Annotated in this window: 25 protein-coding genes and 1 other RNA gene; 21 read left to right on the top strand and 5 right to left on the bottom strand. The window is 56.8% G+C overall.

Annotation, left to right across the window (positions count from 1 at the left end; all coding sequences use genetic code 11):
* The first annotated feature begins 33 nt into the window (after positions 1–33).
* Positions 34–876 carry a PHP domain-containing protein gene (locus QP400_RS04600; protein WP_004807537.1) on the top strand — a complete coding sequence of 281 codons (843 nt, stop codon included), beginning with the start codon at positions 34–36 and terminating at the stop codon, positions 874–876.
* Between the two features lie 17 nt (positions 877–893).
* Here the strand turns inward: QP400_RS04600 and QP400_RS04605 are convergent, their stop codons facing one another.
* Positions 894–2441 carry a DEAD/DEAH box helicase gene (locus QP400_RS04605; protein ID WP_004807540.1) on the bottom strand — a complete coding sequence of 516 codons (1548 nt, stop codon included), beginning with the start codon at positions 2439–2441 and terminating at the stop codon, positions 894–896.
* Positions 2442–2611: 170 nt separating this feature from the next.
* Here QP400_RS04605 and QP400_RS04610 point away from each other — a divergent pair, with 170 nt between their 5' ends.
* A complete protein-coding gene (locus QP400_RS04610) occupies positions 2612–3229 on the top strand; it encodes a ferritin-like fold-containing protein (RefSeq protein WP_081499191.1) in 618 nt (205 codons plus the stop codon).
* On the opposite strand, the gene QP400_RS04615 is transcribed toward QP400_RS04610, so the two are convergent.
* The gene (locus QP400_RS04615; RefSeq protein WP_004807545.1) at positions 3226–3447 is read right to left on the bottom strand and encodes a DUF3107 domain-containing protein; all 222 of its coding nucleotides are present in this window, start codon (positions 3445–3447) and stop codon (positions 3226–3228) included. The genes QP400_RS04610 and QP400_RS04615 overlap by 4 nt on opposite strands.
* 113 nt (positions 3448–3560) lie before the next feature.
* Between QP400_RS04615 and QP400_RS04620 the strand changes: the two genes are divergently transcribed.
* Together QP400_RS04620 and QP400_RS04625 are read left to right on the top strand one after the other, a co-directional pair.
* Positions 3561–6578, top strand: a complete 3018-nt coding sequence (locus tag QP400_RS04620) for a PD-(D/E)XK nuclease family protein (RefSeq protein WP_285462543.1) — start codon at positions 3561–3563, stop codon at positions 6576–6578.
* Positions 6575–9727 carry an ATP-dependent helicase gene (locus QP400_RS04625; protein WP_004807548.1) on the top strand — a complete coding sequence of 1051 codons (3153 nt, stop codon included), beginning with the start codon at positions 6575–6577 and terminating at the stop codon, positions 9725–9727. The genes QP400_RS04620 and QP400_RS04625 overlap by 4 nt, the downstream gene beginning before the upstream one ends.
* Here QP400_RS04625 and QP400_RS04630 read toward each other — a convergent pair.
* Positions 9714–9920 carry a hypothetical protein gene (locus tag QP400_RS04630; protein WP_004807550.1) on the bottom strand — a complete coding sequence of 69 codons (207 nt, stop codon included), beginning with the start codon at positions 9918–9920 and terminating at the stop codon, positions 9714–9716. The two genes, QP400_RS04625 and QP400_RS04630, sit on opposite strands and share 14 nt — an antisense overlap.
* Before the next feature lie 132 nt (positions 9921–10052).
* On the bottom strand, positions 10053–11126 hold the full coding sequence (locus QP400_RS04635; protein WP_004807552.1) for a phosphotransferase: 1074 nt from the start codon (positions 11124–11126) through the stop codon (positions 10053–10055).
* A gap of 275 nt (positions 11127–11401) precedes the next feature.
* Between QP400_RS04635 and QP400_RS04640 the strand changes: the two genes are divergently transcribed.
* The 17 genes from QP400_RS04640 to QP400_RS04720 all read left to right on the top strand — a co-directional run bounded on the left by QP400_RS04640 (position 11402) and on the right by QP400_RS04720 (position 24952).
* The gene (locus QP400_RS04640; protein WP_040315291.1) at positions 11402–12583 is read left to right on the top strand and encodes a TadA family conjugal transfer-associated ATPase; all 1182 of its coding nucleotides are present in this window, start codon (positions 11402–11404) and stop codon (positions 12581–12583) included.
* Positions 12584–13432, top strand: coding sequence for a type II secretion system F family protein (locus tag QP400_RS04645; RefSeq protein WP_004807556.1), 849 nt, complete (start codon positions 12584–12586; stop codon positions 13430–13432).
* Positions 13429–14313, top strand: coding sequence for a type II secretion system F family protein (locus QP400_RS04650; protein WP_004807557.1), 885 nt, complete (start codon positions 13429–13431; stop codon positions 14311–14313). The genes QP400_RS04645 and QP400_RS04650 overlap by 4 nt, the downstream gene beginning before the upstream one ends.
* A gap of 3 nt (positions 14314–14316) precedes the next feature.
* A complete protein-coding gene (locus tag QP400_RS04655; RefSeq protein ID WP_004807559.1) occupies positions 14317–14493 on the top strand; it encodes a hypothetical protein in 177 nt (58 codons plus the stop codon).
* Complete coding sequence (locus QP400_RS04660) at positions 14486–14893, top strand: hypothetical protein (protein WP_040315292.1); 408 nt, start codon at positions 14486–14488, stop codon at positions 14891–14893. Before QP400_RS04655 ends, QP400_RS04660 begins: the two co-directional genes overlap by 8 nt.
* Complete coding sequence (locus QP400_RS04665) at positions 14883–15293, top strand: hypothetical protein (RefSeq protein ID WP_004807564.1); 411 nt, start codon at positions 14883–14885, stop codon at positions 15291–15293. Before QP400_RS04660 ends, QP400_RS04665 begins: the two co-directional genes overlap by 11 nt.
* On the top strand, positions 15293–15739 hold the full coding sequence (locus QP400_RS04670; RefSeq protein WP_004807566.1) for a pilus assembly protein TadG-related protein: 447 nt from the start codon (positions 15293–15295) through the stop codon (positions 15737–15739). Before QP400_RS04665 ends, QP400_RS04670 begins: the two co-directional genes overlap by 1 nt.
* A 36-nt stretch (positions 15740–15775) precedes the next feature.
* The gene (gene prfB / locus QP400_RS04675; protein ID WP_040315293.1) at positions 15776–16891 is read left to right on the top strand and encodes a peptide chain release factor 2; all 1116 of its coding nucleotides are present in this window, start codon (positions 15776–15778) and stop codon (positions 16889–16891) included.
* Positions 16892–17001: 110 nt separating this feature from the next.
* The gene (ftsE, locus tag QP400_RS04680) at positions 17002–17691 is read left to right on the top strand and encodes a cell division ATP-binding protein FtsE (protein WP_004807570.1); all 690 of its coding nucleotides are present in this window, start codon (positions 17002–17004) and stop codon (positions 17689–17691) included.
* A 2-nt stretch (positions 17692–17693) separates the two neighbouring features.
* Complete coding sequence (gene ftsX, locus QP400_RS04685; protein ID WP_004807572.1) at positions 17694–18608, top strand: permease-like cell division protein FtsX; 915 nt, start codon at positions 17694–17696, stop codon at positions 18606–18608.
* On the top strand, positions 18609–19859 hold the full coding sequence (locus QP400_RS04690) for a murein hydrolase activator EnvC family protein (RefSeq protein ID WP_004807574.1): 1251 nt from the start codon (positions 18609–18611) through the stop codon (positions 19857–19859).
* Between the two features lie 41 nt (positions 19860–19900).
* Positions 19901–20431, top strand: coding sequence for an SsrA-binding protein SmpB (gene smpB / locus QP400_RS04695; protein ID WP_004807576.1), 531 nt, complete (start codon positions 19901–19903; stop codon positions 20429–20431).
* A 69-nt stretch (positions 20432–20500) separates the two neighbouring features.
* Positions 20501–20869, top strand: a transfer-messenger RNA (tmRNA) gene (ssrA, locus tag QP400_RS04700).
* A 715-nt stretch (positions 20870–21584) separates the two neighbouring features.
* Positions 21585–21869, top strand: coding sequence for an HU family DNA-binding protein (locus tag QP400_RS04705; RefSeq protein ID WP_004807577.1), 285 nt, complete (start codon positions 21585–21587; stop codon positions 21867–21869).
* 164 nt (positions 21870–22033) lie between these two features.
* On the top strand, positions 22034–22351 hold the full coding sequence (locus QP400_RS04710) for a DUF3039 domain-containing protein (protein WP_231288199.1): 318 nt from the start codon (positions 22034–22036) through the stop codon (positions 22349–22351).
* A gap of 35 nt (positions 22352–22386) precedes the next feature.
* Positions 22387–24150: a DEAD/DEAH box helicase gene (locus QP400_RS04715; RefSeq protein WP_048706893.1), complete on the top strand. Its 1764-nt coding sequence runs from the start codon at positions 22387–22389 to the stop codon at positions 24148–24150.
* Between the two features lie 55 nt (positions 24151–24205).
* Positions 24206–24952 carry a sugar phosphate isomerase/epimerase family protein gene (locus tag QP400_RS04720; RefSeq protein WP_004807582.1) on the top strand — a complete coding sequence of 249 codons (747 nt, stop codon included), beginning with the start codon at positions 24206–24208 and terminating at the stop codon, positions 24950–24952.
* Here the strand turns inward: QP400_RS04720 and QP400_RS04725 are convergent.
* Positions 24949–26301: a nicotinate phosphoribosyltransferase gene (locus QP400_RS04725; protein WP_004807583.1), complete on the bottom strand. Its 1353-nt coding sequence runs from the start codon at positions 26299–26301 to the stop codon at positions 24949–24951. The two genes, QP400_RS04720 and QP400_RS04725, sit on opposite strands and share 4 nt — an antisense overlap.
* Positions 26302–26366: the final 65 nt, after the last annotated feature.

A 26366-nucleotide genomic window follows, 5' to 3' on the forward strand; every position in this document is an offset into this window, starting at 1 on the left:
CACAATAATTTTGGTGAACTGTATTCTGAAAGTATGAAAATCGATCCGCATACCCATTCCCTTCGTTCCGATGGCACGGATAAGCCAGCTGAACTGATGCGCAAAGGCGCCGCGTGCGGAATTGATGTGCTCGGTTTGACCGACCATGACACGCAAGCTGGTTGGGAGGAAGCAGCAGACTGCGTAGCCGAAACAGGGGTGGCACTGTTGCGGGGGACCGAGATAAGTTGCGCGGCATCAGGGCGCACAGTTCATCTGTTGGCTTATTTATTTGACCCCGCAGATGCCACCTTGCAGGGGTTCTTTAAGAAGTGCCGCGACTCGCGGCTTCACCGGGCAGAACGGATCGTACAGAATCTGGCTGCGGACTTTCCTATTACCTGGCAGCAGGTGGCCGCGCTTGCCCCCGAGGGCGGAGTCGTGGGGCGTCCTCACATTGCCGATGCGCTGGTGGCTATAGGAGCTTTTGCAAATCGAACGGAAGCTTTCCAAAAGGTACTGCACCCAAGCCACAAGTACTACGTCCAGCACTGGGCCCCGGATCCAGTAGAGGCAACTGCGGCCATCCGGCGGGCAGGGGGAGTGCCGGTATGGGCGCACCCGCGCGCCACCTCCAGGCAGAAGCTGGTGCCAACCACGGTATTAGCCAACATGGTAGAGGCCGGCCTATTTGCTTTGGAAGCCAACCATCGCGACCACACTCCAGAGATGCGGCAAGCAGTAATCACAATGGCGCAGCACTACGGGTTGGAAATAACCGGTTCCTCTGACTACCACGGCACCGGCAAGCCTAATCAGCTAGCGGAAAATACTACCGCCGAAGCGGTGCTGGAAAAGATAGAGGCGCAGGGGGTACTACCCATCCTGCGCCCCTAACCGTCCGGCTCTAAAAGCTAGTCTTCGCTGCGGCGCGAACGTGAGCGATTGCGGCGCCGGCGAGCCCGCTTTGGCTTTTCCCCAGTGCTCTTTTCCGAGCGCTTTTGATTCTTGGAACGACCGGTAGAGCGGCGACGCGAGCCAGAGCTGCGCCTCGACCGCCTGCGGCCGCGCCCGCCGGAACGTTGCCCGGTTTCGCCTAGGTCTTCGACCTCTTCCGCATCCAACCCGGCTCGCGTGCGCTGCGACCGAGGAAGACGACCGGTAACCTCGGGATCGATGTCCAGGTCGGTGTAGAGGTGCGGCGAGGTGTGGTAGGTCTCGAGCGGCGTATCGACGCCCAAGTTCAGGGCCTTTGAAATTAGCTTCCACCTGGGAACATCATCCCAGTCGACAAAGGTGATTGCGGTGCCCGAAGCACCTGCGCGGCCAGTCCTGCCGATGCGGTGTAGGTAGATCTTCTCGTCTTCCGGGCACTGGTAGTTGATCACGTGGGTAACGTCATCGACGTCAATGCCACGGGCTGCCACATCGGTAGCCACCAGGACGTCCACCTTGCCTTTGCGGAAGGCGCGCATGGCCTGTTCGCGCGCCCCCTGCCCCAAATCTCCGTGTAGCGCTGCGGCAGCAAAACCGCGATCGGACAAATCATCCGCCAACCGGGCGGCAGTGCGCTTAGTGCGAGTAAAGATGATGGACAGGCCGCGTCCCTTTGCCTGCAGGATGCGCGAGACCACTTCCAATTTATTCATTGCGTGGCAGCGGTAGACTACCTGCTTAACAGAATTGACCGTGGCGTTCTGATCTGCGGGATCCTGCGCCCTGATATGGGTCGGGTGGCTCATGTAACGCCTAGCAAGCGCAATTACCTCGCCTGGCATGGTGGCACTAAACAACATCGTGTGCCGGCCCGCCGGCGTGCGCGACAGAAGAGTCTCCACATCTGGCAGGAAGCCCAGATCTAGCATCTCGTCGGCCTCGTCAAGTACCACTACTTTGACGCCAGAAAGCTTCAGCTTTCCGTGCTTCAGCAGATCGATTAGGCGCCCGGGAGTGCCCACCACCAGATCCGTGCCCTTCTCAAGAGCCTTCAGCTGCGGTTCAAAGGCAACCCCGCCGTAGATCTGAGTGATCCTTACCGAGCGATTCTTTGCCGCCACCTTCAAATCGCGCGCGACCTGCTTAGCCAGCTCCCTTGTAGGCAGGATGATCAGTGCCTGGGGGCAGCCGGCGTTCAGCAGCTTCTCGTAGCCGTCCTCTTGTGGGCCAACGATCTGTTCCAGCGCCGGAATGCCAAAGCCTAAAGTCTTGCCTGTGCCGGTCTTTGCCTGCCCGATAATGTCGTTGCCTTTGAGGGCGACCGGGAGCGTTAGCGCCTGAATCGGGAAAGGATGGGTGATGCCTTCTTCAGCCAGTGCCTGGCAGATCGAGGCAGAAACGCCAAAATCGGCGAAAGTCTTTTTGTGCAGTTCTAACGCTTCGCCCTCGTCAGTAATGTCAGCTTGCACGTCTTCTTTGGGGGCGATTGCGTTTTCAATTTTTACTACTGCAGCAGAGTCAGTCATATTAGCCTTTCTATGCGGCGGAGACGGACGTCTCGACGCCGACTAGCCGATCGTGATGAGGAGCGGAACCCTTCCGCGAAACTTACTAACGTGACGACCGGGCTGTACTTAGTCTAACTGTTGAGAGTTCGCGCGCATACTTTAGTCCCGTACGCGATAGAGTGGGATTCATGACTACCTCTGATCCCCGCATTGTTTCGTTGCTCGGTTCCCTCTGCCTTTCCAGGCAAGGGCGGTTAGGAAAAGACATGACGCTCGCCCCGAATATGGAGCAGAAAGTGGCACTGGCTGCTATGAGCGCGCAGGGCTACGCCATGTTCCGGCGGATCGAGGAAGTATGTGGAATGAGCGACGAGCAGATGGCTCAGCTCATGGAGCCCACCATTTCGATAGTCGACGATCTGGAGGCAAGGCTGCGTCCAGGCGATTGGTGGGAGCGCCTAGTAAAGTCATTCATCCTGATCGGAGTTCTTTCGGACCTGTCAATCGAGATCTCTAGGTTGCATGCTAGTGAGCTACTGGATCAGATCGGCCCAGAAAACTATGACGGCGGCCATGGCAAGTGGGCTGCAGCCATCATCAAACAGGGAGCTGAGGCCGATCCACAGCTGGAATCCCGCCTGTCGCTGTGGGGCAGGCGCGTGGTCGGTGAGGCTTTAGGCGTGGCCCGGAAAGTCGCGCGTATTTACGATGAACAGCTGGATTTGGACATTGCCAGTGCCGTGGGCCTACACCCTCTGTTGGCCCGCCATGGCCAGCGGATGGCCAAGGCGGGATTGAAAGCTTAGAGGCCGAAGCCAACCTTGCGGGGTTCTTCGGTCACAACCTGTACGTAGGCAATCCCGGTTGCGGGCAGGATAACCGTGTCCTGCTTTTCGGCTTCGAAAACGAGGGCGCGCGCTTCTTTTGCCGCCGCCGAAATCTCTTGGGCTAAGGCCTGGGCGTCCAAGTCGGTTTTTACAATTAGTTCCCGTGAATTTTCGCGTAGGCCAATCTTGATCTTCATACCGCTCCTTTATAGCTATGTAGTAGAAACAATAGCGGCTTTAGAAGCGGAGGTGGGTTCAAGCTTCGGGAGTTCGCCATCAGATGACAGAGGTCGCCTATATGGTATTTGGTATGGAACAAACCCCTATGCTGGTCCTGCCCGAGCCACTTCTGGATAGCTATCACCCCACCGCGGAACAGGCGCGGGTGCTTACGGCTTTGGCAGCCGGAAACAGCGTGGGTGTCCTGGGGGCAGCAGGAACCGGAAAATCTAGGGTGGCGCTGCAGGCGCTAGCTGATTTTGATGGGGAAGGGCAAGCCGTATTCCTTACTCCTACCAGAGCTCGCGCCGATCAGCTGCTAGATGAGGCTACTGCAATCAGCGCGCGCGGTATTAGGCCGGTGCGTACCCCCGCATCGCTGGCTTTCGCTATTTTGGCTGGCCATGGCGCTCCCACCTTGCTTACGGGATCCGACGAACAAGCTTTGGTGGCCGAACTAATAGCGCACACGGACTGGCCAGATATCGTGCCTGCCGAATCGCTAGCCCTAGAGGCCTTCCAAAATGAAGTACGCAGTTTCCTAGCGCGCGCTGGCGAATTCGACATTTCTGCCGAACAGGTGCGGCAGTGGAACGCGAATCCGCTGTGGGAAACTCTGGCTGGGCTGCTCCAGGAATACCAGGATCGGTTGGATCAGTTGGGACTTGTTGACTCCGCTAGGGCGCAACGCAAAGCGGCTGACGTGCTCGCCAAAGCAGGCTCGCCATACTCACTTGTGCTAATCGACGACTGCCAGGACATGACGCACGCAAGTGGCGCCCTCATCAGGGCCCTGGCCCAAGGCGGGGCTACCGTGGGGCTATTTGCCAACCCGGACGTGGCAGTGGAATCCTACCGCGGCGGGGACCACCTCTTGCCTGCCCGACTCATGGAAGAATTATCGTTGCGTCCCTGCCAGCTCACGCGCCAGCAGCGCAGTGCAGCGCAGGTAGTGCAGGTAAGTCAGCGTTTTGTTCAGGGCATCGGCACCTCGGGCATAAGTAGCAGAGAAAATGAGGCCCAGCCGTATAAAAAGGACCTGCCCTGCGGAGTACGCCTTAGGGTGTCGGCGTCTTTCACAGACGAAGTCTTGCAGGTAGCCAATATGCTTCGTACTGAACACCTGTTACACGGCACCCCGTGGCAAGAAATGGCGGTAATCTGCCGTTCTGAGGCTCTGGCTGATTCCTGGAGGCAAATGCTGTCCGGTAGGGGCGTGCCGTTGGCTGCTACCTCGCGTCCCCTGGCGCTGGGGCTGGATCCGATTACTTCAAATCTTGCCCGCCTCCTGCAAGTAGAAGCGCAACTGCAAGATATGCCGGAAGCTCCGGCCGCCCTGGGGCTGATCGGGCAGAAATGCCTGCAGATTCTTCGCTCCCCACTGATGGGGGTGGATTCTCTTGCCTGGATTGCGCTGTCACGCCATTTTCAAGGCGACCCGCACCAGGAACTAGCCAAGCTGGTCAGCGATCCGCTGCTGGCCAAGTCCTTTTCCACCGCGTTGAAAGATTTTGCTGCTCACCGCTACTGCGAGCCTCTGCTCCGGCTGGCGCATGCCATTGCCCAAGTGCGCGCTGAACAGGGTATTTCTACTAGATTGTGGGCTGCGTGGCAGGGCATTGGAGTAGCGGATGAGTGGGCCAAGGCAGCCTTAGCCGATTCGAAATACGACGACTATTTGGATGCGGCATTGGCGCTTTTCCGTTTCGCTGACGTTTACACGCAACGCAACCCGGAAGCATCTGAAAGCCAGTTCTTGCAAGAGGTACTGGAACAGACCCTTCCTACCGACCACTTAGCAGTAGCTGGGCAGCGCCCGGCCGGGGTAAGGGTGGCCACTGCTGCCGCCCTCGCTGGCATGCACTATCAGGTGGTAGCGATTGTGGGGGTAAATCAGGACGTTTGGCCAGACATGAGGATGCGCGATTCCTTCCTTGGGGCAGGTCTGCTGGCCGACCTAGCCAAGGGACGAGCCAGCTTTGGAAACGATGGCAAGGTCATGGCCGATCCGGATCCTTTTACTTCGATTCGATACGACGAGGCACGCATGTTTGCCTGCGCGCTCAGCCGCGCAAGTCGGTTTGTGCTAGTTACTGCCACCTCTGATACGGATGCTGGCCCGTCTGCATTTATGACCACGCTGCTTTCAGCAGGCGCACAGGGCAGCGTCGATCCAGAGGGGAACCTGGTTACTGATCCGGGGGCCAGTGCGCTGGATTTGCGAGGCTACGTGGGCACACTCCGCCACGACGCCATAGAAGGGGACCAGGATGCCGTAGCACTGCTGGGTTATTTAGCAGCCCAGGGAGTCCCTGCCGCCAACCCGCAGTACTGGTCGGCAGGACCCATTTCTACAGACAGTCCACTGGTTCTACCAGGGCAATTGGTAACGGTAAGCCCCTCGTCTTTGGAAGCCGCCCTGGATTGCCCCCTGAAGTGGCTCCTGACCCAACATGGTGGCAATCCGCCCTCTTCTGGGGAACAGCAGCTAGGCACTCTTATCCACCAGATTGCCTATGAGCATCCAGAGGCAGATCTGCAAACGCTAGAGGCGGCCCTCGCTGCCAAGATTGACTCTCTTGAACTACCAGACACGTTTTGGGGGCGGCTCGAGGTCGAGCGCGCCTATCAGATGGTCCGCAAGCTAGCTATGTGGTTTGCCGATGGAAGGGAACTAGTCAAGGAAGAAGCCGAATTTAGGCAGGTAGTCGGCGAAGTCAGACTGCGGGGATCAATCGACCGGGTAGAGCGCACAGAGGACGGCAATATTGCAATTGTCGATTTTAAGACTGGGCGTACTCCCAAATCCGCTAAAGAGGTAAAAGAAAATCCGCAACTAGCTGCTTATCAGGTGGCCTACCAGGCCATGACCGGCAAGGCAATAGAGACCGCGCAGCTGGTGTACCTAGGCGCCGATGGCGATAAATATAAGGCTCGTTCACAAGATGGGATCGGGGAAGATACCGCCAGCTTTGCCCACGAATTGGTTGCAATGGGGGCAACTGCCATGCGCGGCCCTGCCTATCAGGCAGTGGAAGGAACAGGGTGTAGAACCTGCCCGGTAAAGTCCTCTTGTCCTGCAATGACCGAAGGGAAAAAGTTGCTATGAGCTATACCCCAGCCCAGGTTGCGGAACTCTCGGGTATGGATTTTGCTCCGGGACCGCAGCAGGAATCCATCATTGCCCATCCCATGTCACCACTGCTAGTGGTAGCTGGTGCGGGAGCCGGCAAAACCGCCACTATCGCTGCCAGGGCAGTGTACTTGGCAGTAAATCAGCAGGTTGAGCCCGGCCGCATCCTGGGGCTTACCTTTACCCGCAAGGCCGCCCTCGAGATGAGGCAGCGGATTATCGCCAATCTAGCAACAGCTATCAAAGCGGGCGCTAGCACCGATAGCGACGTTAAGGTTGCGCTGCAAAAGCTGCAGGCGGCCCCGCCCACCGTCACCACTTACAACGCCTTTGCCGGGCAGATATGCCGTGATTACGGGTTGCGGATTGGGATAGATCCCCAGGCCAGGCTCATCACCGAAGCGGAGCGCTGGCAGATCATGAACCAGATCGTAATGGACTGGAAAGAGGACCTGAATACTACTAAGAGGCCCTCTTCGGTGGTCAGCTACGCACTCTCGTTAGCCGGAAAACTGATTGATAATTCCCTGTCGGTTTCGCAAGCCAAGGAAGAACTGCTAGTCGATGCTGCCGATATTTTGGACTCGGTTCCGGCCCCTAGGAAGAAGACTCCTTACAAAAGTGCCTTGGATTTGGCCGAATCATTGCGAGTTCGCGCTGGCTACATGGATTTGGTGCAGGCATATGAGGATTTCAAGAAAGCCAATTCTTTGATGGATTTTGCCGACCAGATTGGGGGAGCCCGCAGAATCGTTAGTAGCTGTCCTGATGTGCGCGACCTCTTAAGACTGCAATACCAGAAGGTTTTTCTAGACGAATTCCAGGATACTTCCGCCAATCAGATCGATTTCCTAAGTGACCTGTTTGCCGGCCATCCCGTTACCGCCGTCGGTGATCCAAACCAGGCAATTTACGAATGGCGCGGAGCCTCCCGACTAGCGTTGGATTCTTTTGCCGCAAGATTTGCGCCCACGCAAGGGGCACAGGTGAAGCCGCTGACCACTGCGTGGCGTAATCCCACCCAGGTGCTGCAGGCGGCAAATATATCGGTAGATAGATTGGCCGTTCCCGCCCAGTACTTGCCCAAAACTGATTTTGAACCGGTCAACCTGCCAAAGTTGACTGCTGCGCCGGGAGCAAAAACGGGGGCTGTGCTCGGCGCCTATTTTGCTACGGACCAGCAAGAGGCCGAGGCACTAGCGGAATGGTTCGCAAAACACTGGAATCAGACCAGCACAGCGGCGGTCCTATGCCGAAACCGAGCTTCGATGCCCCTGATTTACCAGGAACTTACTAAGGCAGGTGTACAGGCAGCAATCATTGGTGCTGGTGGACTAATTGAATCAGCAGGGGTAGCGGACTTGATCGCGGCGTTGGCGGTGGCTCATGACGGTGCTCGAGGCGACGCGATGATGCGGCTCCTTAACGCCAACAATCTAGGGGCCACCGACATTAGCGCGCTGTGGGCTGCGGCTAGGAGCATCGCCCGGGAGGTAAACAAGGAAGGCCACCCCGATGCGTATTTAGCCGAGGCCGTAGAGGCGCTTCGCCTAGGCAGGAAAATTCCCGATCTGTCTGCAACAGGGCAGCAGCGGGTGCTACGACTTGCTCAGCGGCTGGCGGCAATCCGTGCGCTCCTGGGCGGGTCGCTGAACTCGTTATTGCATCAGAGCATCCAGATCATGGATTTGGATTTGGACGTTGCCCTGCACGGAGAAGACTCGATGGGAGCACTCTCTCTGTCGCAATTCTTGGCGATAGGTGCCGAGTTCGCCTCACGCGGAGGAACACTGGAAGATTTTCTTTCCTGGCTCGAAGCTGCTGCCACTGAAGAACGCGGCATTTCGATGCCCGAAGTGCCGGCTCAGGAGGGAGTCGTCCAGATTCTTACCATCCACGCCGCTAAGGGGCTGGAATGGGACAGTGTTGCCGTTGTGGCATTAAGCGAGGGCGTGCTGCCCGGCACAGCCCCACGCAAAGACGGTTCTCGCGCCTCCTCCCGCTGGCTTACCGACCAAGGAGAGCTGCCCGCTTCGATGCGGGCTGACGCAGTAACCCTGCCGAACCTGCAGCTGTTCGCAGGAGCAACACATAAAGATGTGGACGAAGCAATCGCAGAGCTGAAGAAGAATAATGGCGAAGCTGATCTGATCGAAGACCGTAGGCTTGTATACGTGGCCTTCACCAGGGCGAAACAGAACCTGTTAGTAACCGGGGCGGCTTTGCGCGGAAGCAACATAAAACCAGCGCCGCCCTCGATGTTCTTCACGGAACTGGTAAAAGCAGAAGCAATAAAGCCGCTGCCGGGCGTGGAGGTGCCTTTCCCAAGTCCAGCACAGTTAGATGAATTGGTTGAGGAATCCCCACGGGTAGAAACCGAGGTGCTCTGGCCGCCAGAGCAAAGCAAACTGAACGTAGAGCTACAGAGGCTAGGCAAACAGGTCGCCTCCCTCTCGCAGAGCAAAGATCCTGCTCAGGGCATCAGTGAAAAGGCACTGCATTGGGCAAAACTACTCGTTGCCGAATCGCGTCAGGAAGTGGTCACCGAAGTGAAGCTGCCGCGACACATGGCAGCCACCACCGTGCAGAAGCTGGGACCCGATCTGGCTATGCAATTGCGCCGGCCCGTACCCACCCAGCCCTCTGACTCTGCATACTTGGGCACTCTTTTCCACGCCTGGGTAGAGGCACTACTATCGAACCGCAGCGAGCCTCCAGTAGCTGACCTGGATGAAGATGCCCTAAAGAAATTGCATAAGTGGCAACACAACTGGAAGAACTTTGACTTCCTTCGTAACTACCAGGTCATAGAGGCAGAAGCCGAACGAGACATCATCGTGTCAGGGGTGCGCATCATTGCCCGTATCGACGCCGTCATGCAGGCAAAGGACAGCGGGCGAGTACACATCATGGACTGGAAAACAGGCCGCGTCCCAGTCGGTGAAAACCTAGACGCGGCCAAAGTGCAACTTGAACTGTATCGCCTAGCCTGGGCCAAATCAGAAGGAATCGATCCGGCTGACATAGACGCATCATTGGTCTATGTAAACAGCGGCAAGATCGTTTCTTTGCAGAGTGCGGCCTGGACTAGCGAACAGGTTGCAAGGATCTTTAAGCGGCTTTAGAAAGCTGCAGACCCAGGTAAGACAGGGCGGCCTCGCGCTTAGATTCGTCAGTCAGGTGCGCAATCGCCCTCATAGTCTTTGCATCTGCGGTTTCGGCGAACCAAGGCCGAACCGCCTCGGCAAGGTTATCTAGGCGCAGGTAGTTGGCCTGGCGGGAACCTTGCAGATCACGAATGTTGTAGAACTTATTCAATTTAGATACTCCTCTTTCCTATATTCGGAAGGGGCCTCGTTGTTTGGGCCGGGACTTCCTGGTTGAACCCATGTCCAACCACAAGCAGTCTACTATAGTTCTATTGAGGGCGCAGCGTCAAGGGAGACTGGTTTAGTCTTGGTCACTTTCGGGTTCTATGTGGCCCTCTTCAACTAGCTGTTCAAAGGGGATCACGGTGGTATCGGCGCCGGCTTCCTTCGGTGCCTCCTCCTCAACGACAGGCGTGCCGATTACGGGGGAAGCGTCCTCGAAAGCTGCCGAAACTGATTCGCGCGGGTCAGGATTGTCCAGCACCAAATCGGCAAGGTCGCGAAGCATCTGCCGAGCGTCCTCAATTACCTGGATATCCTTCCTGTGCATGCCATGGAGCAACCACCGCACCAACGCCAGCTCGGAATCTAAGTCTGCGCGCTCGCGGAAGTGCGGGTCAGGGGTGGCGCCTCGGTATGCGGCAAGAGCTACCTCGTTTTGCTGTTCCGAAGCTATGGCGCTAAGCCAGGAAAAGTCACGCGCCGGGTCCCCGACATGGGCGGCGGAGAGATCTTGCATGGCGCTAATGCGGCCGCCCTCGAAAAGAAGGGAATCAGGACCGAGTGAGCCATGCACGAAGCGGGGAGTGAAGCGCCACCAAGAAACGTTCTCTAGCATCTCTTCCCAGCGGTGCCAGAGTCGTTTTGGCACGACTCTGGCGGGGGCTGCTTCGTCGAGGTCGGCAAGTAGCCGATTGCGGCATTCCTCAGCCGTGAAAGTTGGTAACCCCTGCGCCGTGAACAGGCTTGTCGGCAGCTGATGAAGCTGCGCGATGGCGTCTCCGAAGGCTTTCGCCTGCTCGTCAGAAAGATTGGCTTCGTCCAGGTGGGCGCCCTCGAAAGCAGGGTAAATGACTGCTTTCCCGCCGCTTAGTAGCGGTGCCCATCCGGCTGGAGCGGGGACGGCAAAAGATATCTTTCCTTCTTTTTTCGCCTCGAGTAGAAGCTGTAAGACCGAGAGTTGGCCAATGATTTCTGCGCCTGCGGCCTCGGTGTCCGGGCGAGCCAGAGTCCACTTGGCGCCGGTGGAGTCAACGACGTTGACCCTAGTTATGTCGCCACTGGATACAGCTTGCCCGCTTACCGCCACAAAATCGCGGTCGGGCAAGGCAGCCGTAGCAAGGGCAGCCAGGGTAAGTCGTACTCGCTCGTTCACGGCTTCTACCTTACGCGAAGGCGCCTTCCAAAGCAGCGATTGAAACGGCTAATGAAAGAGGTTGTGCCTGCAAAGGTTGCGATAAATGTTAAAGCAAAATGAAAAATTTGTGAAGATAAAATTAGAAGTACATATGCGCGTTATCGGGCAAAATAAAAAGTTATCCACAGATTTTGTCATCTCTCGTGAAAAATCATAATGTGTAAAGTATTCTCTGAACGTAAAGCAATTCCTACAGGAATGAGTTTGTGGTGACAACGGTGCCAACTGCTCTCATGAAGCAGGTGCAACAGGCCCTCTCAGATTCTGCGGTCGATCCTGCTGCGGATTTCGAGGGCGCCCGCAAGATCATCGAAATCCAGGTTGATAATTGTGAAAACGTTCTTCCGGAAGACCATGACGACCTGGTAGAACAGCTAATAGATAAGTTCTGCGGAATTGGGCCACTACAAAAATTCTTAGATGATCCAACTGTCGAAGAAATATGGATTGACTCGCCCTCTAGAGTGTTTGTGGCTAAGGACGGAAAGTCCGAACTAACAACGGTAATTCTTACGGACGCAGAAGTACGTGAACTGGTAGAACGAATGCTCCGCGCTTCTGGGCGTCGCCTGGATCTGTCTTCCCCGTTTGTGGATGCGCAGCTTTCATCTGGGGAAAGGCTGCACGCAGTGATCCCGCCGGTTGCGGCGCATCACTGGTCGGTGAACATCCGTAAACACGTAGCCAAAGCGCGCCGAATCAACGAATTGGTAAAACTAGGGATGCTCACCCCGCAGGTGGCCCAGTTTCTAGACGCAGCTGTCTTGTCCGGCATGAACATCCTCGTCTCGGGTGCGGTGGGCGCGGGTAAAACCACGGTACTTCGAGCGTTGGCTGGCGGCATGCCTGCGACCGCGCGGGTAGTTACCTGCGAAGAAGTTTTTGAGTTGGACCTGTCAGCCCGAGACTGCGTTGCCATGCAAACTCGCCCAGCAAACTTGGATGGCTCTGGCGAGGTCACGCTACGGCACCTAGTAAAAGAGGCGCTGCGTATGCGCCCCACGAATTTAATCATTGGCGAGGTGCGCTCTGCGGAAGCCCTCGACTTGCTAATCGCCCTCAATTCCGGCATTCCCGGCATGTGTACGATCCACGCCAACTCTGCTCGCGAAGCCCTGTCGAAACTAACGGTTCTGCCACTGCTGGCGGGCCCTAACGTTACCGAAGGATTCGTGGTGCCCACAGTTGCCAAGGCTTTGGACTTGGTGGTGCACGTAGCAATGGACCACAAAGGAGTCCGCCGAATCGACCACATCGATGCCGTTACCGGTCGTGTTGAGGGCGGCGTCGTAGAAGCAAACACGCTCTTTGCCTTGCGTGGCGGGCGCCTTAGCCGCGCAAACGGTACTTTAGATGCACACGAGCGATTTGCTGCCGCAGGTTTAGACCTCTCTTCGCTATTGGCGGTGGCGTAGATGGGAGTGGTGGTTGGCTTCTTTCTAGGGGTAGGCATAATCCTGGTCTATCTATCGCAAACTACTGCATTGCCGAAGAGGCAGAAACATAACGGGAAAGTCGCACAACTACTCAAGGCTGCCGAAATAAGAAACGTCAGCTCCACCCAATACATTCTTGCCTGCCTCGGCGCTGGCCTTGCAGTCTTGATCCTGGTTGCGGCCCTGACTCAGACGTGGATCGTAGCGCTCATCATTGCGCTCGGCGTTGGCGGGCTTCCCACGTTCTTGCTGCGATTGCGTAGCAAGCGGATTCAAGCTGCGCGTCGCGCGGTGTGGCCGGACGTTATCGACGACATGATCTCGGGCATCAGTGCCGGAATGGCGCTGCCTGATACCTTGATCGCCCTCGGGAGCAAGGGCCCCGAAGTGCTGCGTCCCTACATGGAAGCTTTTGCTTCTGACCTGGCCGCGAGCGGCAAATTCGACGAGGCGCTGACCCTGCTAAAAGAGCGGTTGGCAGATCCGGTTGGGGATCGAATCGTCGAGGCCTTGCGCATATCCCACACAGTTGGCGGATCTGACCTATCTGAATTGTTGCGGTCACTGGCCCACCTGCTTCGCGAGGACTCGCGAACCCGTGGCGAACTAGAGGCACGGCAATCATGGACGGTTAATGGGGCTCGATTAGCCGTAGTGGCGCCCTGGATAGTGGTCGCCCTCATGTGCTTAGAACCGAGCGCTGCGCACGCCTATCAAAGCGCTAAAGGGGCAGCGGTGCTGGTCGCCGGTGCGCTCATGTCGGCGTTGGCGTATTGGGCCATGGTAAAGATCGCGGCACTGCCAAAAGATCAGAGGACGCTCGCATGAGCTCGGGGGTAGCAGTAGGCATCGCATTTGCCTTGGGAACCATCTGCCTGTGGTGGTGGTACGAGGCCGGAAGGGCCACGCTGATGTCTCGGGTCAGTGCCTACCTGTCGCCCTCAAAGAAGAATGCCAGCTTCCTTACACAGCTTCTCTACGCAGCCGGGGAGTGGGCTAAATCCCTACTGAACAGCGCCGGCTCCACCAACCAGTCGGTGACGCGGCGGCTGAGGCAGCTCGGAGGCCGTCAGACGTTGGCATCTTTTCGACGCAGCCAAGGCCTTTGGGCAGGGTGCGGGGCAGCGCTGGGTATGGGTGTCGCGATCGCGGCGGTCACCCTTCGCAGGGTTCCCATTCCGTTTTCAATATTGTTTATAGCCTTGGGCGCGATCGGCGGAGGACTAGCCCGGGACCGATACCTGACTAGCCAGGCGAAAAACTACCAGCGCCTGCTCAACATGCAGCTGCCCGATGCTGCCGAGCTGCTTGCCCTTGCCGTAGGAGCAGGGGAGGGGTTGGCTGCGGCGCTAGAGAGGGTAGCTGCTTCCGCCTCCGGCATCGTCGGCCAGGAATTTGGGCGGGCAACGCGAGCCGTGAAGGCGGGCCTACCCATGTCGAGGGCGCTCTCTCAGATCTCAGCAGCCAATGACTCGCAGCCGCTTTCCAGACTGGTTGACGCCACCATTACCGCGGTAGAACGTGGCACTCCACTTGCTCCTGTGTTGCGCGCGCAGGCGGCAGATTGCCGTGCTCAGTCCAGAAAAATGCTTCTGGAAGAGGGCGGAAAACGAGAGATCGCAATGCTGCTCCCCGTGGTGTTTGTGATCCTTCCCCAAGTTGTCCTATTTGCCCTTTACCCGGGGCTACTAGCACTCAGATTGGAATAGAAAATGGGAACTAGAAAATTCAAGAACTTGCGCCCGTGGCGGAGCGAGCGAGGCGACGTGCCCGGCTGGGTTATGGTCACCGTGATGACTGCCGGATTAGTCATGATGATCTGGGGGCTGGCTGGACCGCAGCTAAAGGCCCTCTTTGAGCGCGCCATTTCTATGATCACAATTGGCTAGTTTCCCAACGGATCGTGAGCAAGGGTCAGCTATTGCTTCCTTTGTGATGATCAGCGCCTTACTACTCGCAGTTGTCTTTGCGCTGTTGCAATTGGCACTCGTATTGCACGTCCGTGCAATTGGTATAGATGCGGCGGGCGAAGGGGCACGGAGGGCGGCCCTGTACGGTGCTTCTTCCGCTGAAGGCGAGATGCGGGTGCGGCAAATGCTCCAAATGGGAGCACCTGGAGTGCGCGTCTCAAAGGTTTCTTTTTCGAAGCAGGCCGCTCCAGTTGCGGGCAGACGGATGATAGTGGCTAAGGTGCGGGTCGCTTTGCCGCTGATTGGCCCCTGGGGACCATCCGCTGGCATGACCCTCACCGGGCGCTCACTGGTAGAGGAGCCCGTGCATGTGTTCTGAAAGAGGAGACGTAACAATCGAGTTCATTGGGGTCACGCTCGTATTGCTGCTGCCGCTCATCCAATTGATCTTGATCGTTGCCACGCTGGAAAGCGCGTCTTTTGCTGCGGAATCTTCGGTCCGGGAAGTTTCGCGCGCCCTGGCAGTAGGCGCTGGCAAGGCGGGTGAGCTCGAGGCAGTAGCGAAGATGGCATTCGGGGATCAGGGATTGAAGGCTCGTCCTCAGGTAGTTGTTGCCTGCGAGGACGGGCAGTGTCGCCCAGGAAAGACAGCCAGTGTGAAGGTGAGCGCCCGCGTAACACTGCCTGGGGTCCCCGCCATTATTGGGAAGGCAATCGATACCAGTGTGCCGGTCTCGGCCGGTGGCAGCGTGTCAATCCCTAGGGATGGGTACGAATAATGCGTCGGCAACGCGAAGAGGGACGCATCCTTGTGCTGTCGATAGGCTTTGCGGTTCTGATCATGCTGGTAATTTTTGGAACGGCCTCCGTCTCTACCCTGTACTTGCAGCAAAAACAGCTGGTAGCCGCGGCCGACACGTTGGCTTCCAGTTCTACCCAGAGCGTTTCCGCCTCGGAGTACTACCAGGGACGCAACCCAGGGCGTCCTGTATTGTCGCGACAGCTAGTGCGGGCACGAGTGATGAGGCAGGCAAAGGCAGAGTTTGCGCTGCGCACCCGCCTACGTCGCCCTCGGGTTCTAGATGTAGACCTGCCAGAACCAGAGCTAGCCCGAGTGCACCTATCAGCCCAAGGCGAGTTGAGGTTTTTACCACCTGCGCTTAGAAATATTGCCCCGACAGTCAGGCTAAATGCCACTTCGACTGCGAGGATTGTTTCTGATTGATGCGGCTTTTTGGCAGTTGTGCTTTACCCTGGAGGGGTGGCTATTGATTATTCTGAAGAACTAGAGAAACTGCGGCACAAGCTTGGCGAGATCGAGGCGGTTACCGACCTCGACGCGTTGCGTGCCAAAATAGCCAAGCTTTCCGAGGAAGCGGCGGCTCCGGATCTTTGGGATGACCAAGAGAAGGCGCAGGCAGTCACTTCGAAGCTGTCGCATGCGCAGTCAGAATTGGAGCGGGTGCAAAAGATGGAACACCGGCTCGAAGATACTCAGGCAATGTTCGAACTTGCCGAAGAATCCGAGGGCGAAGAACGCCAGCTGCTCCACGAGGAGGCCCAGGCAGATCTTGCCGCCTTGGATAAGGACCTTAGCGAGCTGGAAATCCGCACGCTCATGTCTGGCGAATACGACGAACGTTCGGCGGTGGTAACCATCCGCTCTGGTGCGGGCGGTGTTGACGCTGCTGATTTTGCTCAGATGCTGCTACGCATGTACACCCGGTGGGCGGAACGGCACGGCTATTCCTACAAGGTGATGGATACTTCCTACGCCGAAGAAGCTGGCATTAAGTCCGCTACCTTCCAAGTCAATGAGCCATACGCGTACGGGCGTCTTTCTGTTGAGGGCGGCACCCACCGCCTGGTGCGCATTAGCCCCTTTGACAACCAAGGCAGGCGGCAGACCTCGTTTGCTGCGGTGGAAGTCATTCCTTTGATTGAATCTACTGACCACATTGACATTCCTGATTCGGACTTGAAGGTGGATGTCTTCCGCTCCTCCGGGCCGGGCGGCCAGTCGGTGAACACTACTGACTCAGCGGTCCGCATGACGCACTTGCCGACGGGCATCGTCGTGTCAATGCAAGACGAGAAATCGCAGATTCAGAATAGGGCTTCGGCTTTGCGGGTGTTGCAGTCCCGCCTGCTAGCGCTACGCCAGGAAGAGGAAAAGGCGAAACGCGATGAATTGAAGGGGGATGTGAAGGCTTCCTGGGGCGACCAGATGCGTTCCTACGTTTTGCAGCCCTTCCAGATGGTCAAGGATCTGCGCACCAACTACGAGTCGGGTAATCCCACCAGCGTCTTTGACGGAGACCTAGATGGTTTCATCGATGCGGGGATTCGCTGGCGTAAAGGACAGAAGTCCGAATAATCATCCTGTTAGATCTGCTTCGGAATCTGCGATACCTGCGTGTCTAAGGCATAAAGCGAGACTTGCGCTTTAGCCTAGATGCGTCAGTGCCGTCAACGAACCGGAGACCAATGATTACCTTCGACAATGTCTCGATGGTCTATAAGCGTGGTGCAAGGCCAGCTTTGGATGACATTTCGGTGCAGATCGACAAGGGCGAGTTTGTCTTTCTTGTGGGCCAGTCCGGCTCTGGCAAATCTACGTTCCTGAACCTGGTTCTGCGTTCTTTGCGCCCCACTTCGGGGCACCTGTTCGTGGCAGGTAAGGATGTTACTACTCTTTCTAGCTGGCGGGTGCCGCAGTTGCGCCGCCAGATCGGCACGGTGTTCCAGGATTTCGCCCTCTTGGATAACAAGACCGTCTTCGACAATGTTGCGCTTGCACTGCAGGTGATTGGCAAGCCGCGCCACACCGTTAAGACCGAGGTCCCCGAAGTGCTAGAGATGGTTGGCTTGGAAGGTAAAGGCAAGCGGTATCCGCACCAGCTTTCCGGTGGCGAACAGCAGCGTGTGGCTATAGCGAGGGCGATGGTCAACCGTCCGCTGCTACTGCTAGCAGACGAGCCCACGGGCAACCTGGATCCGACTACGTCCATTGGAATTATGCGATTGCTGGATCGCATCAACCGCACGGGCACCACGGTAGTGATGGCAACCCACGACGACGAGATCGTGGACGCGCTGCGTAAACGAGTAATCGAATTGGTCGATGGGAAGATTGTGCGCGATCAGCTCCACGGCGTTTACGGAGCTACGAGGTAAAAATGCGTTTCTGGTTAGTAGTTTCTGAGGCTTTCAAAGGTATTTTCCGCAACTGGGTTATGACTGTTTCGGTCATCCTGGTCACGTTCGTGTCGCTGCTGTTCGTAGGCGCTGGGGCGCTGTCCCAGGTGCAGGTAAACCGCATGTCGAAGCAGTGGTATTCAAAGGTTGAGGTCACCGTTTCGATGTGTGCCCAGTCTGATACCGCTGAGGGGTGCGGCGGGCAGGCGGCTTCTACTGAGCAGATCGACAAGGTGAAAGAACGGCTGAACTCTGCCGAAATGCAGAAGCTCATCCAGCATGTTGACTACGTCGATCAGCAGCAGGCGTTGAAGGAATTCCGCCAGCAGCTTGGGGATACCCCGCTTGGCGAGGCAACTACCGCCGATATGCTGCCCGTTTCCTTCCGAGTCAAGCTGAAGGATCCACGCCAGTACCAGGTTATTGCTGACGAACTTACCGGTCAGCCGGGGGTACAGTCGGTTCAGGACCAGCGCCAGGTGGTAGAGCCACTGTTCAACGTTCTAAACAAGGCGACCATCTTGTCGTGGGGGCTAGCTGGCATCATGTCGTTGGCGGCTGTACTGCTCATTGCCACCACGATTCGAGTAAGCGCGTTGCTGCGGCAAAAACGCACCGAGATCATGCGTTTGGTTGGCGCATCTAACCTGTTCATCCAGTTGCCGTTCATGCTCGAGGGCGCGATCGCTGCCATCATCGGTGCGATCTTGGCTGTGGGAGCTCTGGCAGCTGGCGTGCAATTCTTCATCCAGGGATGGCTCCGTGAGTCCTTCCGCTGGGTAGACCTAATTACAACTCACGATGTGCTGTGGATTTCCCCCTGGCTGCTACTGTCGGCCATCGTGGTCACCGCGCTCGCATCGCTCGGTTCGCTTGCTAGGTACACGAGGATCTAAATGAAGAAATTTCTTGCGGCATCTTTGGCTATTGCTCTGAGCGCGGGAGCAACCACTTTTGCTATGGCCGATGAGCGCGATGATGCTGTGCATGGACGCGACAGTGCGGCTCAGCGCGAAGCGAAGGCCCGCAGCGCCCTCGAAGGCATCAATGCGGATCTGTCAAAGTCCGCCCTCGAGCTGGATAAGGTGAATTCGCAGCTGCCCGGAGCGCAAAAGCAACTAGCTTCCGCCCAGGCAGAATATGGTGCTGCACAGCGTAAATACCAGCAGGTATCGGATCAGCTGGAAGTGGCCAAGGCGGAACAGCGTCGGCTCGCCGACAAGATCACTTCCTCGAAGGAGGAGGCAGAGCAGACGGCTGGAAAGATTGCTGCAGTGGCTGCAAAGGCATACCGCCAAAATGGACATTCGGCAACGTTGAAGTTGGCTATGACTTCGGCAACCACCGAACAGTTCTCGAAGGCTAGTGCTGCGGCTGATCAGGTGTCCAGGGCCGAGTCAGCCAATCTTGCCAAAGTACAGGCCGAGCTTGCCAGTACCCGCAATGCTCAGGACCGTCAGAACGCGCTGACAGACCAGATTGCCGGTCTTGAGGCGGAGGCGAAGAAGACCGCCGATTCGGCGGAGGCAGCGCAAAAAGCACAGCAGAAGCGGCTAAGCGACTTGAATGCGCTGAAGGCCAAGAATGAGGCTCTTAGCAAGGAGCTGTCTTCGCGCAAGGGCGAGGCGCAGAAGGATCTGGATGCCGCGTCTAAGGATGTGGCTAAATATCAAGGCAAGATCGACAAGCTAGATCAGAAGAATCGGGCCGCCGGTGGCGGGGGAGTGCCAGCTCCCGCGAAGGGAATCTTTGCCCACCCTGTTTCCGGGCCTTTGGTAGTTACTTCTCCTTGGGGTTACCGGACCCACCCAATTCTTGGTACGGCTATCCTGCACGAGGGCGTCGATCTGGGTAACGCCTGTGGCACACCGCAGTACGCCACCGCCAATGGCACTGTTGCTGAGGTCGGAGATTACGTTACCGGCGGCAATGGCGTCATGATCAACCATGGCGTCATCGGGGGCAGCTCGTGGGTGACCATGCACTTGCATCTGCAGCAGTACGTGGTGTCTCCGGGCCAGCAGGTAAAGCAGGGGCAGCTAATTGGTTACACCGGAGCGACGGGCCGCGTCACCGGATGCCACGTTCACTATGAGGTGCACCAGAACGGGCAGACCATTGATCCGATGTCTCTACCCGGTTTTTAGCAACCGTGTACAATAGCTAGCGCACTTTTTGGGGGTGAGTTATGGCTAAGGAATGGAAGAAGCAGAAGCAGAGCGCGGCACAAAAGGCTAAGGCGGAAGCTGACGCGGTGAAGGTGATTGCGCGTAATAAGAAGGCGCGTCACGATTATTTCATTGAAGACACGTACGAAGCGGGCCTTTCTCTTATGGGAACTGAGGTAAAGGCACTTCGCATGGGCCGAGCCTCCATTGGCGAGGCGTGGGTAGAACTGGACCGCGGGGAAGCATGGCTGCAGGGAGCGATGATTCCCGAATATCTGTCGGGGTCGTGGACGAATCATTCTCCGCGTAGGAAGCGGAAGTTGCTTTTGCATAAGCGGCAGATAGAAAAGCTGGCCATGGACGTGCAGGCAAAGGGATACACGGTAGTCCCGTTGGAACTGTACTTCGTCCGAGGGCGGGTAAAAGTGCAGATAGCACTGGCTCGCGGTAAACAGGACTGGGATAAGCGACAGGCCCTGCGGGAGGCACAGGATAAGAGAGAATCGTTGCGGGCCATGCGTGAATACGAGCGCACTGGCAACTGGGATTAACTCTTGCCTGGCCTGAACGGGCGATGCTAATATGTTTTCTTGCAGTTTTTGCTGTTTGAAAACTACATAGGGGATGATCGGTTTCGACGGTGGTCGTCGGTTTAGAGGAAGCGGGCCGAGGATGTGAAGTCCACTCGCTAACGCTCTTCACAAAACAATAGGTGCCGAACACAATCGCACCGATTTCGCTCTCGCTGCCTAAGCACGAAGCGAATCCGTCAGCCCAGGGAGTGCCTTCGACCTGGACCTGGCGTCGTCTAGAGGGCCACTGGTTGCGTAGCACGCCATCGGCTGCGTAACGACACTTAGATGGCTGGGCCTGTTACACATCTTGTCTGTGTGAATGTGTAAGGCCAAGAAAATCATTAGCAGACTGCGCCCGGAGAAGCTCTAAGGGCCGGCCGCCGGACCGGGGTTCGATTCCCCGCATCTCCACTATTACCCCGCCATTCTGTTGGAATGGCGGGGTTTTTCGTTGCAATAGTGTGGAAAAGGCTGAAGGGGCAATGTGCGTCGATGTGCGTCTATAGTCGCTAGTGTGCAACAAAATAGACCTAAAATAGACCCAGCTATATAAAGGGGAACCGCGGTAGTAACAGTCTTCGCCCGCCTCGAAGCCGGTAACGGCAAACCTGAAACTGCCCAGGCTCGACGTGGTGAAGGTCGGCATGGCTCGATCTCTGTGATGCCCCTGGGTAAGTATGTTCGGGATGCTGAAACCGCCTCGCCCTCTAAAATATGCACTACTGTTTATAAATATATTTTTCCACCTGTAAGAAATAGTGAACAAACATATCTATTTTCTAAATGAGTGGATAATTTCAGAGTTGAGTTCAGAAAATGTCGAATTATTTCAGCCTCACTATACTGACAAGTGTGTAGAAAATGCCACCTCCGAAGTTCGGAGGGCGGCTTATCTGGCAAAAGATTCCAGGTCTCTTGCGAAATAATGCCTTAAAGGGGGTAGTATGGTGCCCTGTACGACTGGTTCTGTCAATCTGATCCTACAATCCGGAAACAATAGTGAGAAACAGTGCATTTGGGCCGATTTTTCGGGCCAAAGTGGCTGTAATAGCTATACGATAAGGGCGGAACTTGTTGAACAAGTAGGCCCTGCGGGTGCCTAACTCTTTATCTACACGAGAGGAAAATAATGTCCGTAAATCGTACCGAGCTCGTCGCGAGCATTGCTGACCGCGCATCCTTGACCAAGGCTCAGGCCGATTCCGCTCTGGCCGCCTTCCAGGAAATCCTTATTGAAAACCTGTCCAAGGGCGAACCGGTAAAGATCACTGGCCTGATGTCGGTTGAGCGCGTCGAGCGTGCAGCACGCACCGGCCGTAACCCCCGCACCAAGGAAGAAATCCAGATTCCTGCTGGCTACGGCGTTCGCATCTCCGCTGGCTCCACCCTGAAGAAGGCAGTTGGCAAGAAGTAAATAAAACTTCGCTAAGACTTTGAAGAGGACGGGGTAACCCGTCCTCTTCTTTATGTTCGGGGGCAAGTGAGGACGAGATACACAAAACCTTGCTAACTGCGAAAATGGGTAAAAGTGGGCAATGGTGGCAAGCCAAGGGCAAATCAAATAGTTAGACTGGGGGCATGATCATTTCTGGAATACGGAACATGTCCGGCGCGCAAGGTGACCCGGGCTCGTCTACGTCGGTGCTTGAGCGCACAGAAACAGAAGTGAAACCAAGCAAGGGCGATGGGGACAACGAGCGCTTCGCGCATTACGTACGTAAGGACAAGGCCACGGCCTCTGCCGTTACCGGTTCGCCCGTAGTCGCCCTCTGCGGCAAAGTGTGGGTACCGTTGCGGGACCCTAGCGGCTTCCCAGTGTGTCCCAAGTGCAAGGCCATCCATGAACAGATGAAGAACTTCGGACCAAACTGGCCTTTCGGGGCGGACGGCGAGTGAGCGCCGAACACCAGCGCCAACCCCAACAAGTTTCAATATTTGCAGCAGAGCAGCTGCCTCCTGCATACCCGAAGAGGGCGGCATGGGGTACTGCGGGGTCGTTGCGTGCTTGGCAGGCTGCTGCGCTGAAACAATACTTGACCACCGCGCCGCAGGATTTTCTGGCAGTTGCTACTCCCGGCGCAGGTAAAACCACGTTTGCGTTGCGTGTTGCTACTGAACTTATCGGTTCGGGCGTGGTAGACAAGATGACTGTCGTATGCCCGACCGAGCACCTGAAGGTGCAGTGGGCCGATGCCGCAGCGCGAGTCGGTATTCACATCGATCCCTCCTTCCAGAACTCTCAGGGGCGGGCAGGATCCCACTTTGATGGGGTAGCGGTTACCTACGCGCAGGTTGCGGCCAATCCCCGAGTGCACCAGCAGCGTACGGGCGAATTCCGAACCCTGGTGATTCTTGACGAGATCCACCATGCCGGCGACGCGAAGTCTTGGGGAGATGGGATTCGCACCGCTTTCGAGGGAGCTACTCGCAGGTTGGCTCTTACAGGTACCCCGTTCCGCTCGGATACCTCTGCGATTCCCTTCGTGCGTTACGCCGAGGACGAGCAGGGTATCAAGCGGTCGAAAGCAGACTTCACCTACGGGTACGGCAACGCACTACGCGACGGGGTAGTGCGCCCGGTCATCTTCTTGTCCTATTCCGGGTCGATGCATTGGCGCACTAGCGCGGGAGACGAGATTTCGGCGCGGCTAGGCGAACCGCTGACCAAAGACATGACTAAGCAGGCGTGGCGTACCGCTCTGGACCCGAACGGAAAGTGGATCCAGGAGGTGCTCTCTGCTGCCAACCAGCGCCTCGATCTGGTGCGTCGACAAATTCCGGACGCAGCGGGGCTGGTTATTGCCTCCGACCAGACTAAGGCCCGTGCCTACGCCGGGCACCTGGCGCGCATCACAGGGAAGTCGCCAGTAGTCGTGTTGTCGGATGATGACGGCGCTTCGGAACTGATTGATAAGTTCCAAGATTCCAAGGACCGCTGGATGGTTGCGGTGCGCATGGTGTCCGAGGGCGTAGACGTACCTCGCCTAGCAGTTGGCGTTTATGCAACTTCGGCATCCACGCCGCTGTACTTTGCGCAGGCTATCGGTAGGTTTGTGCGTGCGCGCAAACGTGGGGAGACGGCCTCGGTATTCTTGCCTTCTGTAGCCCCGCTACTGGATCTTGCCGCGTCCTTGGAAGTGGAGCGCGACCATGCTTTGAATAAGCCAGAGGCAGAAGAAGACGGCCAGATGAGTGCCGAAGAACGCGCTCTGGCAATGGCGAATAGAAACGAGAGTGCTTCTTCAGATTTGCTGGGCGGATTTGAAGCAATAGATTCGGGTGCAGAATTTGCTGGGGTTCTTTTTGATGGCTCCGATTTTGGCACCATCGCCGAAGTGGGATCTGTAGAAGAACAGGAATTCTTGGGCATTCCTGGCCTCTTAGAACCGGATCAGGTAGTCACTTTGCTTCACGATCGGCAAACTAAGCAGATGGCTCAGCAGCGCAAGGCGCAGGCCGCAGCCATGACCAGGTCAAAGAACGCCGGAATTGCCGATCACAGAGCTAGAGCGCAGATGCGGAAGGAACTGTCCAAGCTGGTGGCAAAGTGGGCGCGTTCATCCGGGGAAGCACATTCGACAATCCACGCTAAATTGCGACGCATTTGCGGGGGGCCGCCGGTAGCTCAGGCGACCACTGAACAAATTCAGTCTCGCATATCTAAACTTCAGGATTGGTTCGTCGGAAGACGGTAGAATGAGCAGCGGAAACGCCATCTTGTAGCGGCGTTTCGTGGAAGAAGGAACTCTCATGTGGCGTGTTGCTGGCCTGTTGACCGATAGCCCTGAAGACCAACTAGGTAGGCTGAATTCGCTCGGCGTCGCCGGGGTCGAACTTCGAAGCGCATTTGGGAGAACCATCCTAGACTTGCCCGATCGGCAGGTCCAGCAGATTCGCGACCTGCTCGACAAATACGACATGCAGGCCTACGCATTGGGCACAGACTTGGCAACCATGCCGGTAGATGCCGACTACTCGATGGAGCGGGTGCACCGGGCTGTGGAAGTGGCAACCCGTCTTGGCTGTGAAGAGATCTGTGGCTATTCGTTCAAAATCCCGGCACGGACCAATCCGGACCGCTTCAAAGGCGAGGTAGTTGAGCGCATTGGCCAAATAATAGAGGTCGTTTCGAAAGCCCAGATGGTCTATTTACACGAGAACGCGCTGGGATACTACGGGGATGTACCCACGCGAGTACTGGACCTGGCCGAATGCTTCACCGAAGAAAGTTTTTCGCTGGTATTTGACCCGCTCAGCTATTTAACCTGCGGCGTGCACCCGATAGAGGCAGCCTACCCGCAGATAGCTGATCGCGTCAGCTACGTGCGGTTGCATAGAGACGTGAAGATCTCTCCGCGCCAGAGGCAAGCCTACGTGGAAGACCTGCTAGTACACTTGCAAAAAGACGACTTCGCAGGGGTCATTGCCCTTGACGGCATTTCTGATCAGCAGGGCGACAAAGAACGCGAATCCTTCGCCGCCCTGCTTCAGGGTTAGCACTTCGTTGAAATATCGACGTATGTGGTGGTTATTGCCGGGTCGCCCTCGGACAACCGCCATGCCTGGTAGGGAAGTTCGTTGCGCGAGGCTATATGCCTTTCTGCGGCATCTTGCAGGGCCTGTGCGCCCATGAAGGATTCGTCGATAACGCCATCTTTTACGTAGGTCACCTGCAGAGGGCGAGCGCCCCGCTCCTTGAGTTCGGCCAGGGCGTCCTCTTCACAGTCGGCCATTACGAGTACTTCTTCGGAAGAATATCCTTCTTCGTTTCGGATGCGGCCTGCCCACTTCTTGCCGCCCACGGTAGCCTTTGACGAGGACTTCTTAGCTACCGGCACTCGGCAGCCATCAGGCCCTTCGTGCTCTACCAGTTTGTAGACCAGGGCTGCGGTGGGAATACCCGAACCGGTAACCAGACGGGTACCAACGCCGTAGGAATCAACCGGTGCCGCCCCCAGTGCAGCAATCTGATATTCGTCCAGGTCAGAGGTGACAGTGACCTTCGTGTCAGTGGCGCCCAAAGAGTCGAGCTGCCCGCGCACGGTAAAGGCCTGGGCCACCAGGTCACCAGAGTCCAGGCGAACTGTGCCGAGCTCGCCGCCAGCGTCCCTTGCGGCCTGGACTGCCTTTTCGACCCCCTTGGCAACATTGAAGGTGTCGACTAGCAGGGTGGTGTTGGTTCCCAGCGACTCAATCTGCGCCGCGAAGGCATCTTCTTCAGTGTCGTGAATCAAGGTAAAGGAGTGGGCTGCGGTACCAATTGCAGGGATGCCGTAACGTTTAGCTGCTTCCAAATCGGAGGTGCCCTTGAACCCACCAATGATGGCTGCGCGAGCAGCAGAAATAGCGGCCCGCTCGTGGGTGCGGCGGGCACCCATATCCATGCAGGGGCGACCGTGTGCCGCGATCGTCATTCGGGAAGCTGCTGAAGCCACCGCGCAGTCGTGATTCAAAATAGACAGGGCTAAGGTCTCCAGTACCACGGCCTCGGCAAAAGTGGATTCGACGGTAAGTAGCGGCGACCCCGAAAAGTAACATTCGCCCTCGGGGTAGCCAATTATGTCACCGGAAAAATGAAAATTCTTCAGAAAGTCAAGGCAATCGTCAGAGACAATTTTTTCCTTAGCCAAGTAGTCGATTTGCTCGTCTTGAAACTCGAAGCGTTGCAGTGCTTCCAGGATGCGAGCGGTACCCGCAACTACGCCAAAGCGCCTCTTCGAAGGCAGTTTTCGGCCGAAAAGTTCGAACACTGAGCGCCGTTGCGCAATGCCACTTTTCAAAGTCGCGTCGATCATTGTCAGTTCGTACATATCCGTCAAAAGTGACGTTACTGGTGAGGCAGTCATATGCACAGTGTACTTTCATCGCTTCGAAGAGTCCTGAAATAGGACAGAAATGGCTCCAAGACATC

Source organism: Winkia sp. UMB3158, assembly GCF_030217145.1.
GTDB classification, from domain to species: Bacteria; Actinomycetota; Actinomycetes; order Actinomycetales; family Actinomycetaceae; genus Winkia; species Winkia anitrata.

Coding starts and splice junctions, on each gene's coding strand:
- QP400_RS04600 (WP_004807537.1), top strand. CDS start 34: ATGAAAATCGATCCGCATACCCATTCCCTTCGTTCCGATGGCACGGAT.
- QP400_RS04605 (WP_004807540.1), bottom strand. CDS start 2,441: ATGACTGACTCTGCTGCAGTAGTAAAAATTGAAAACGCAATCGCCCCC.
- QP400_RS04610 (WP_081499191.1), top strand. CDS start 2,612: ATGACTACCTCTGATCCCCGCATTGTTTCGTTGCTCGGTTCCCTCTGC.
- QP400_RS04615 (WP_004807545.1), bottom strand. CDS start 3,447: ATGAAGATCAAGATTGGCCTACGCGAAAATTCACGGGAACTAATTGTA.
- QP400_RS04620 (WP_285462543.1), top strand. CDS start 3,561: ATGGAACAAACCCCTATGCTGGTCCTGCCCGAGCCACTTCTGGATAGC.
- QP400_RS04625 (WP_004807548.1), top strand. CDS start 6,575: ATGAGCTATACCCCAGCCCAGGTTGCGGAACTCTCGGGTATGGATTTT.
- QP400_RS04640 (WP_040315291.1), top strand. CDS start 11,402: ATGAAGCAGGTGCAACAGGCCCTCTCAGATTCTGCGGTCGATCCTGCT.
- QP400_RS04645 (WP_004807556.1), top strand. CDS start 12,584: ATGGGAGTGGTGGTTGGCTTCTTTCTAGGGGTAGGCATAATCCTGGTC.
- QP400_RS04650 (WP_004807557.1), top strand. CDS start 13,429: ATGAGCTCGGGGGTAGCAGTAGGCATCGCATTTGCCTTGGGAACCATC.
- QP400_RS04655 (WP_004807559.1), top strand. CDS start 14,317: ATGGGAACTAGAAAATTCAAGAACTTGCGCCCGTGGCGGAGCGAGCGA.
- QP400_RS04665 (WP_004807564.1), top strand. CDS start 14,883: ATGTGTTCTGAAAGAGGAGACGTAACAATCGAGTTCATTGGGGTCACG.
- QP400_RS04670 (WP_004807566.1), top strand. CDS start 15,293: ATGCGTCGGCAACGCGAAGAGGGACGCATCCTTGTGCTGTCGATAGGC.
- ftsE (WP_004807570.1), top strand. CDS start 17,002: ATGATTACCTTCGACAATGTCTCGATGGTCTATAAGCGTGGTGCAAGG.
- ftsX (WP_004807572.1), top strand. CDS start 17,694: ATGCGTTTCTGGTTAGTAGTTTCTGAGGCTTTCAAAGGTATTTTCCGC.
- QP400_RS04690 (WP_004807574.1), top strand. CDS start 18,609: ATGAAGAAATTTCTTGCGGCATCTTTGGCTATTGCTCTGAGCGCGGGA.
- smpB (WP_004807576.1), top strand. CDS start 19,901: ATGGCTAAGGAATGGAAGAAGCAGAAGCAGAGCGCGGCACAAAAGGCT.
- QP400_RS04705 (WP_004807577.1), top strand. CDS start 21,585: ATGTCCGTAAATCGTACCGAGCTCGTCGCGAGCATTGCTGACCGCGCA.
- QP400_RS04710 (WP_231288199.1), top strand. CDS start 22,034: ATGATCATTTCTGGAATACGGAACATGTCCGGCGCGCAAGGTGACCCG.
- QP400_RS04720 (WP_004807582.1), top strand. CDS start 24,206: ATGTGGCGTGTTGCTGGCCTGTTGACCGATAGCCCTGAAGACCAACTA.
- QP400_RS04725 (WP_004807583.1), bottom strand. CDS start 26,301: ATGACTGCCTCACCAGTAACGTCACTTTTGACGGATATGTACGAACTG.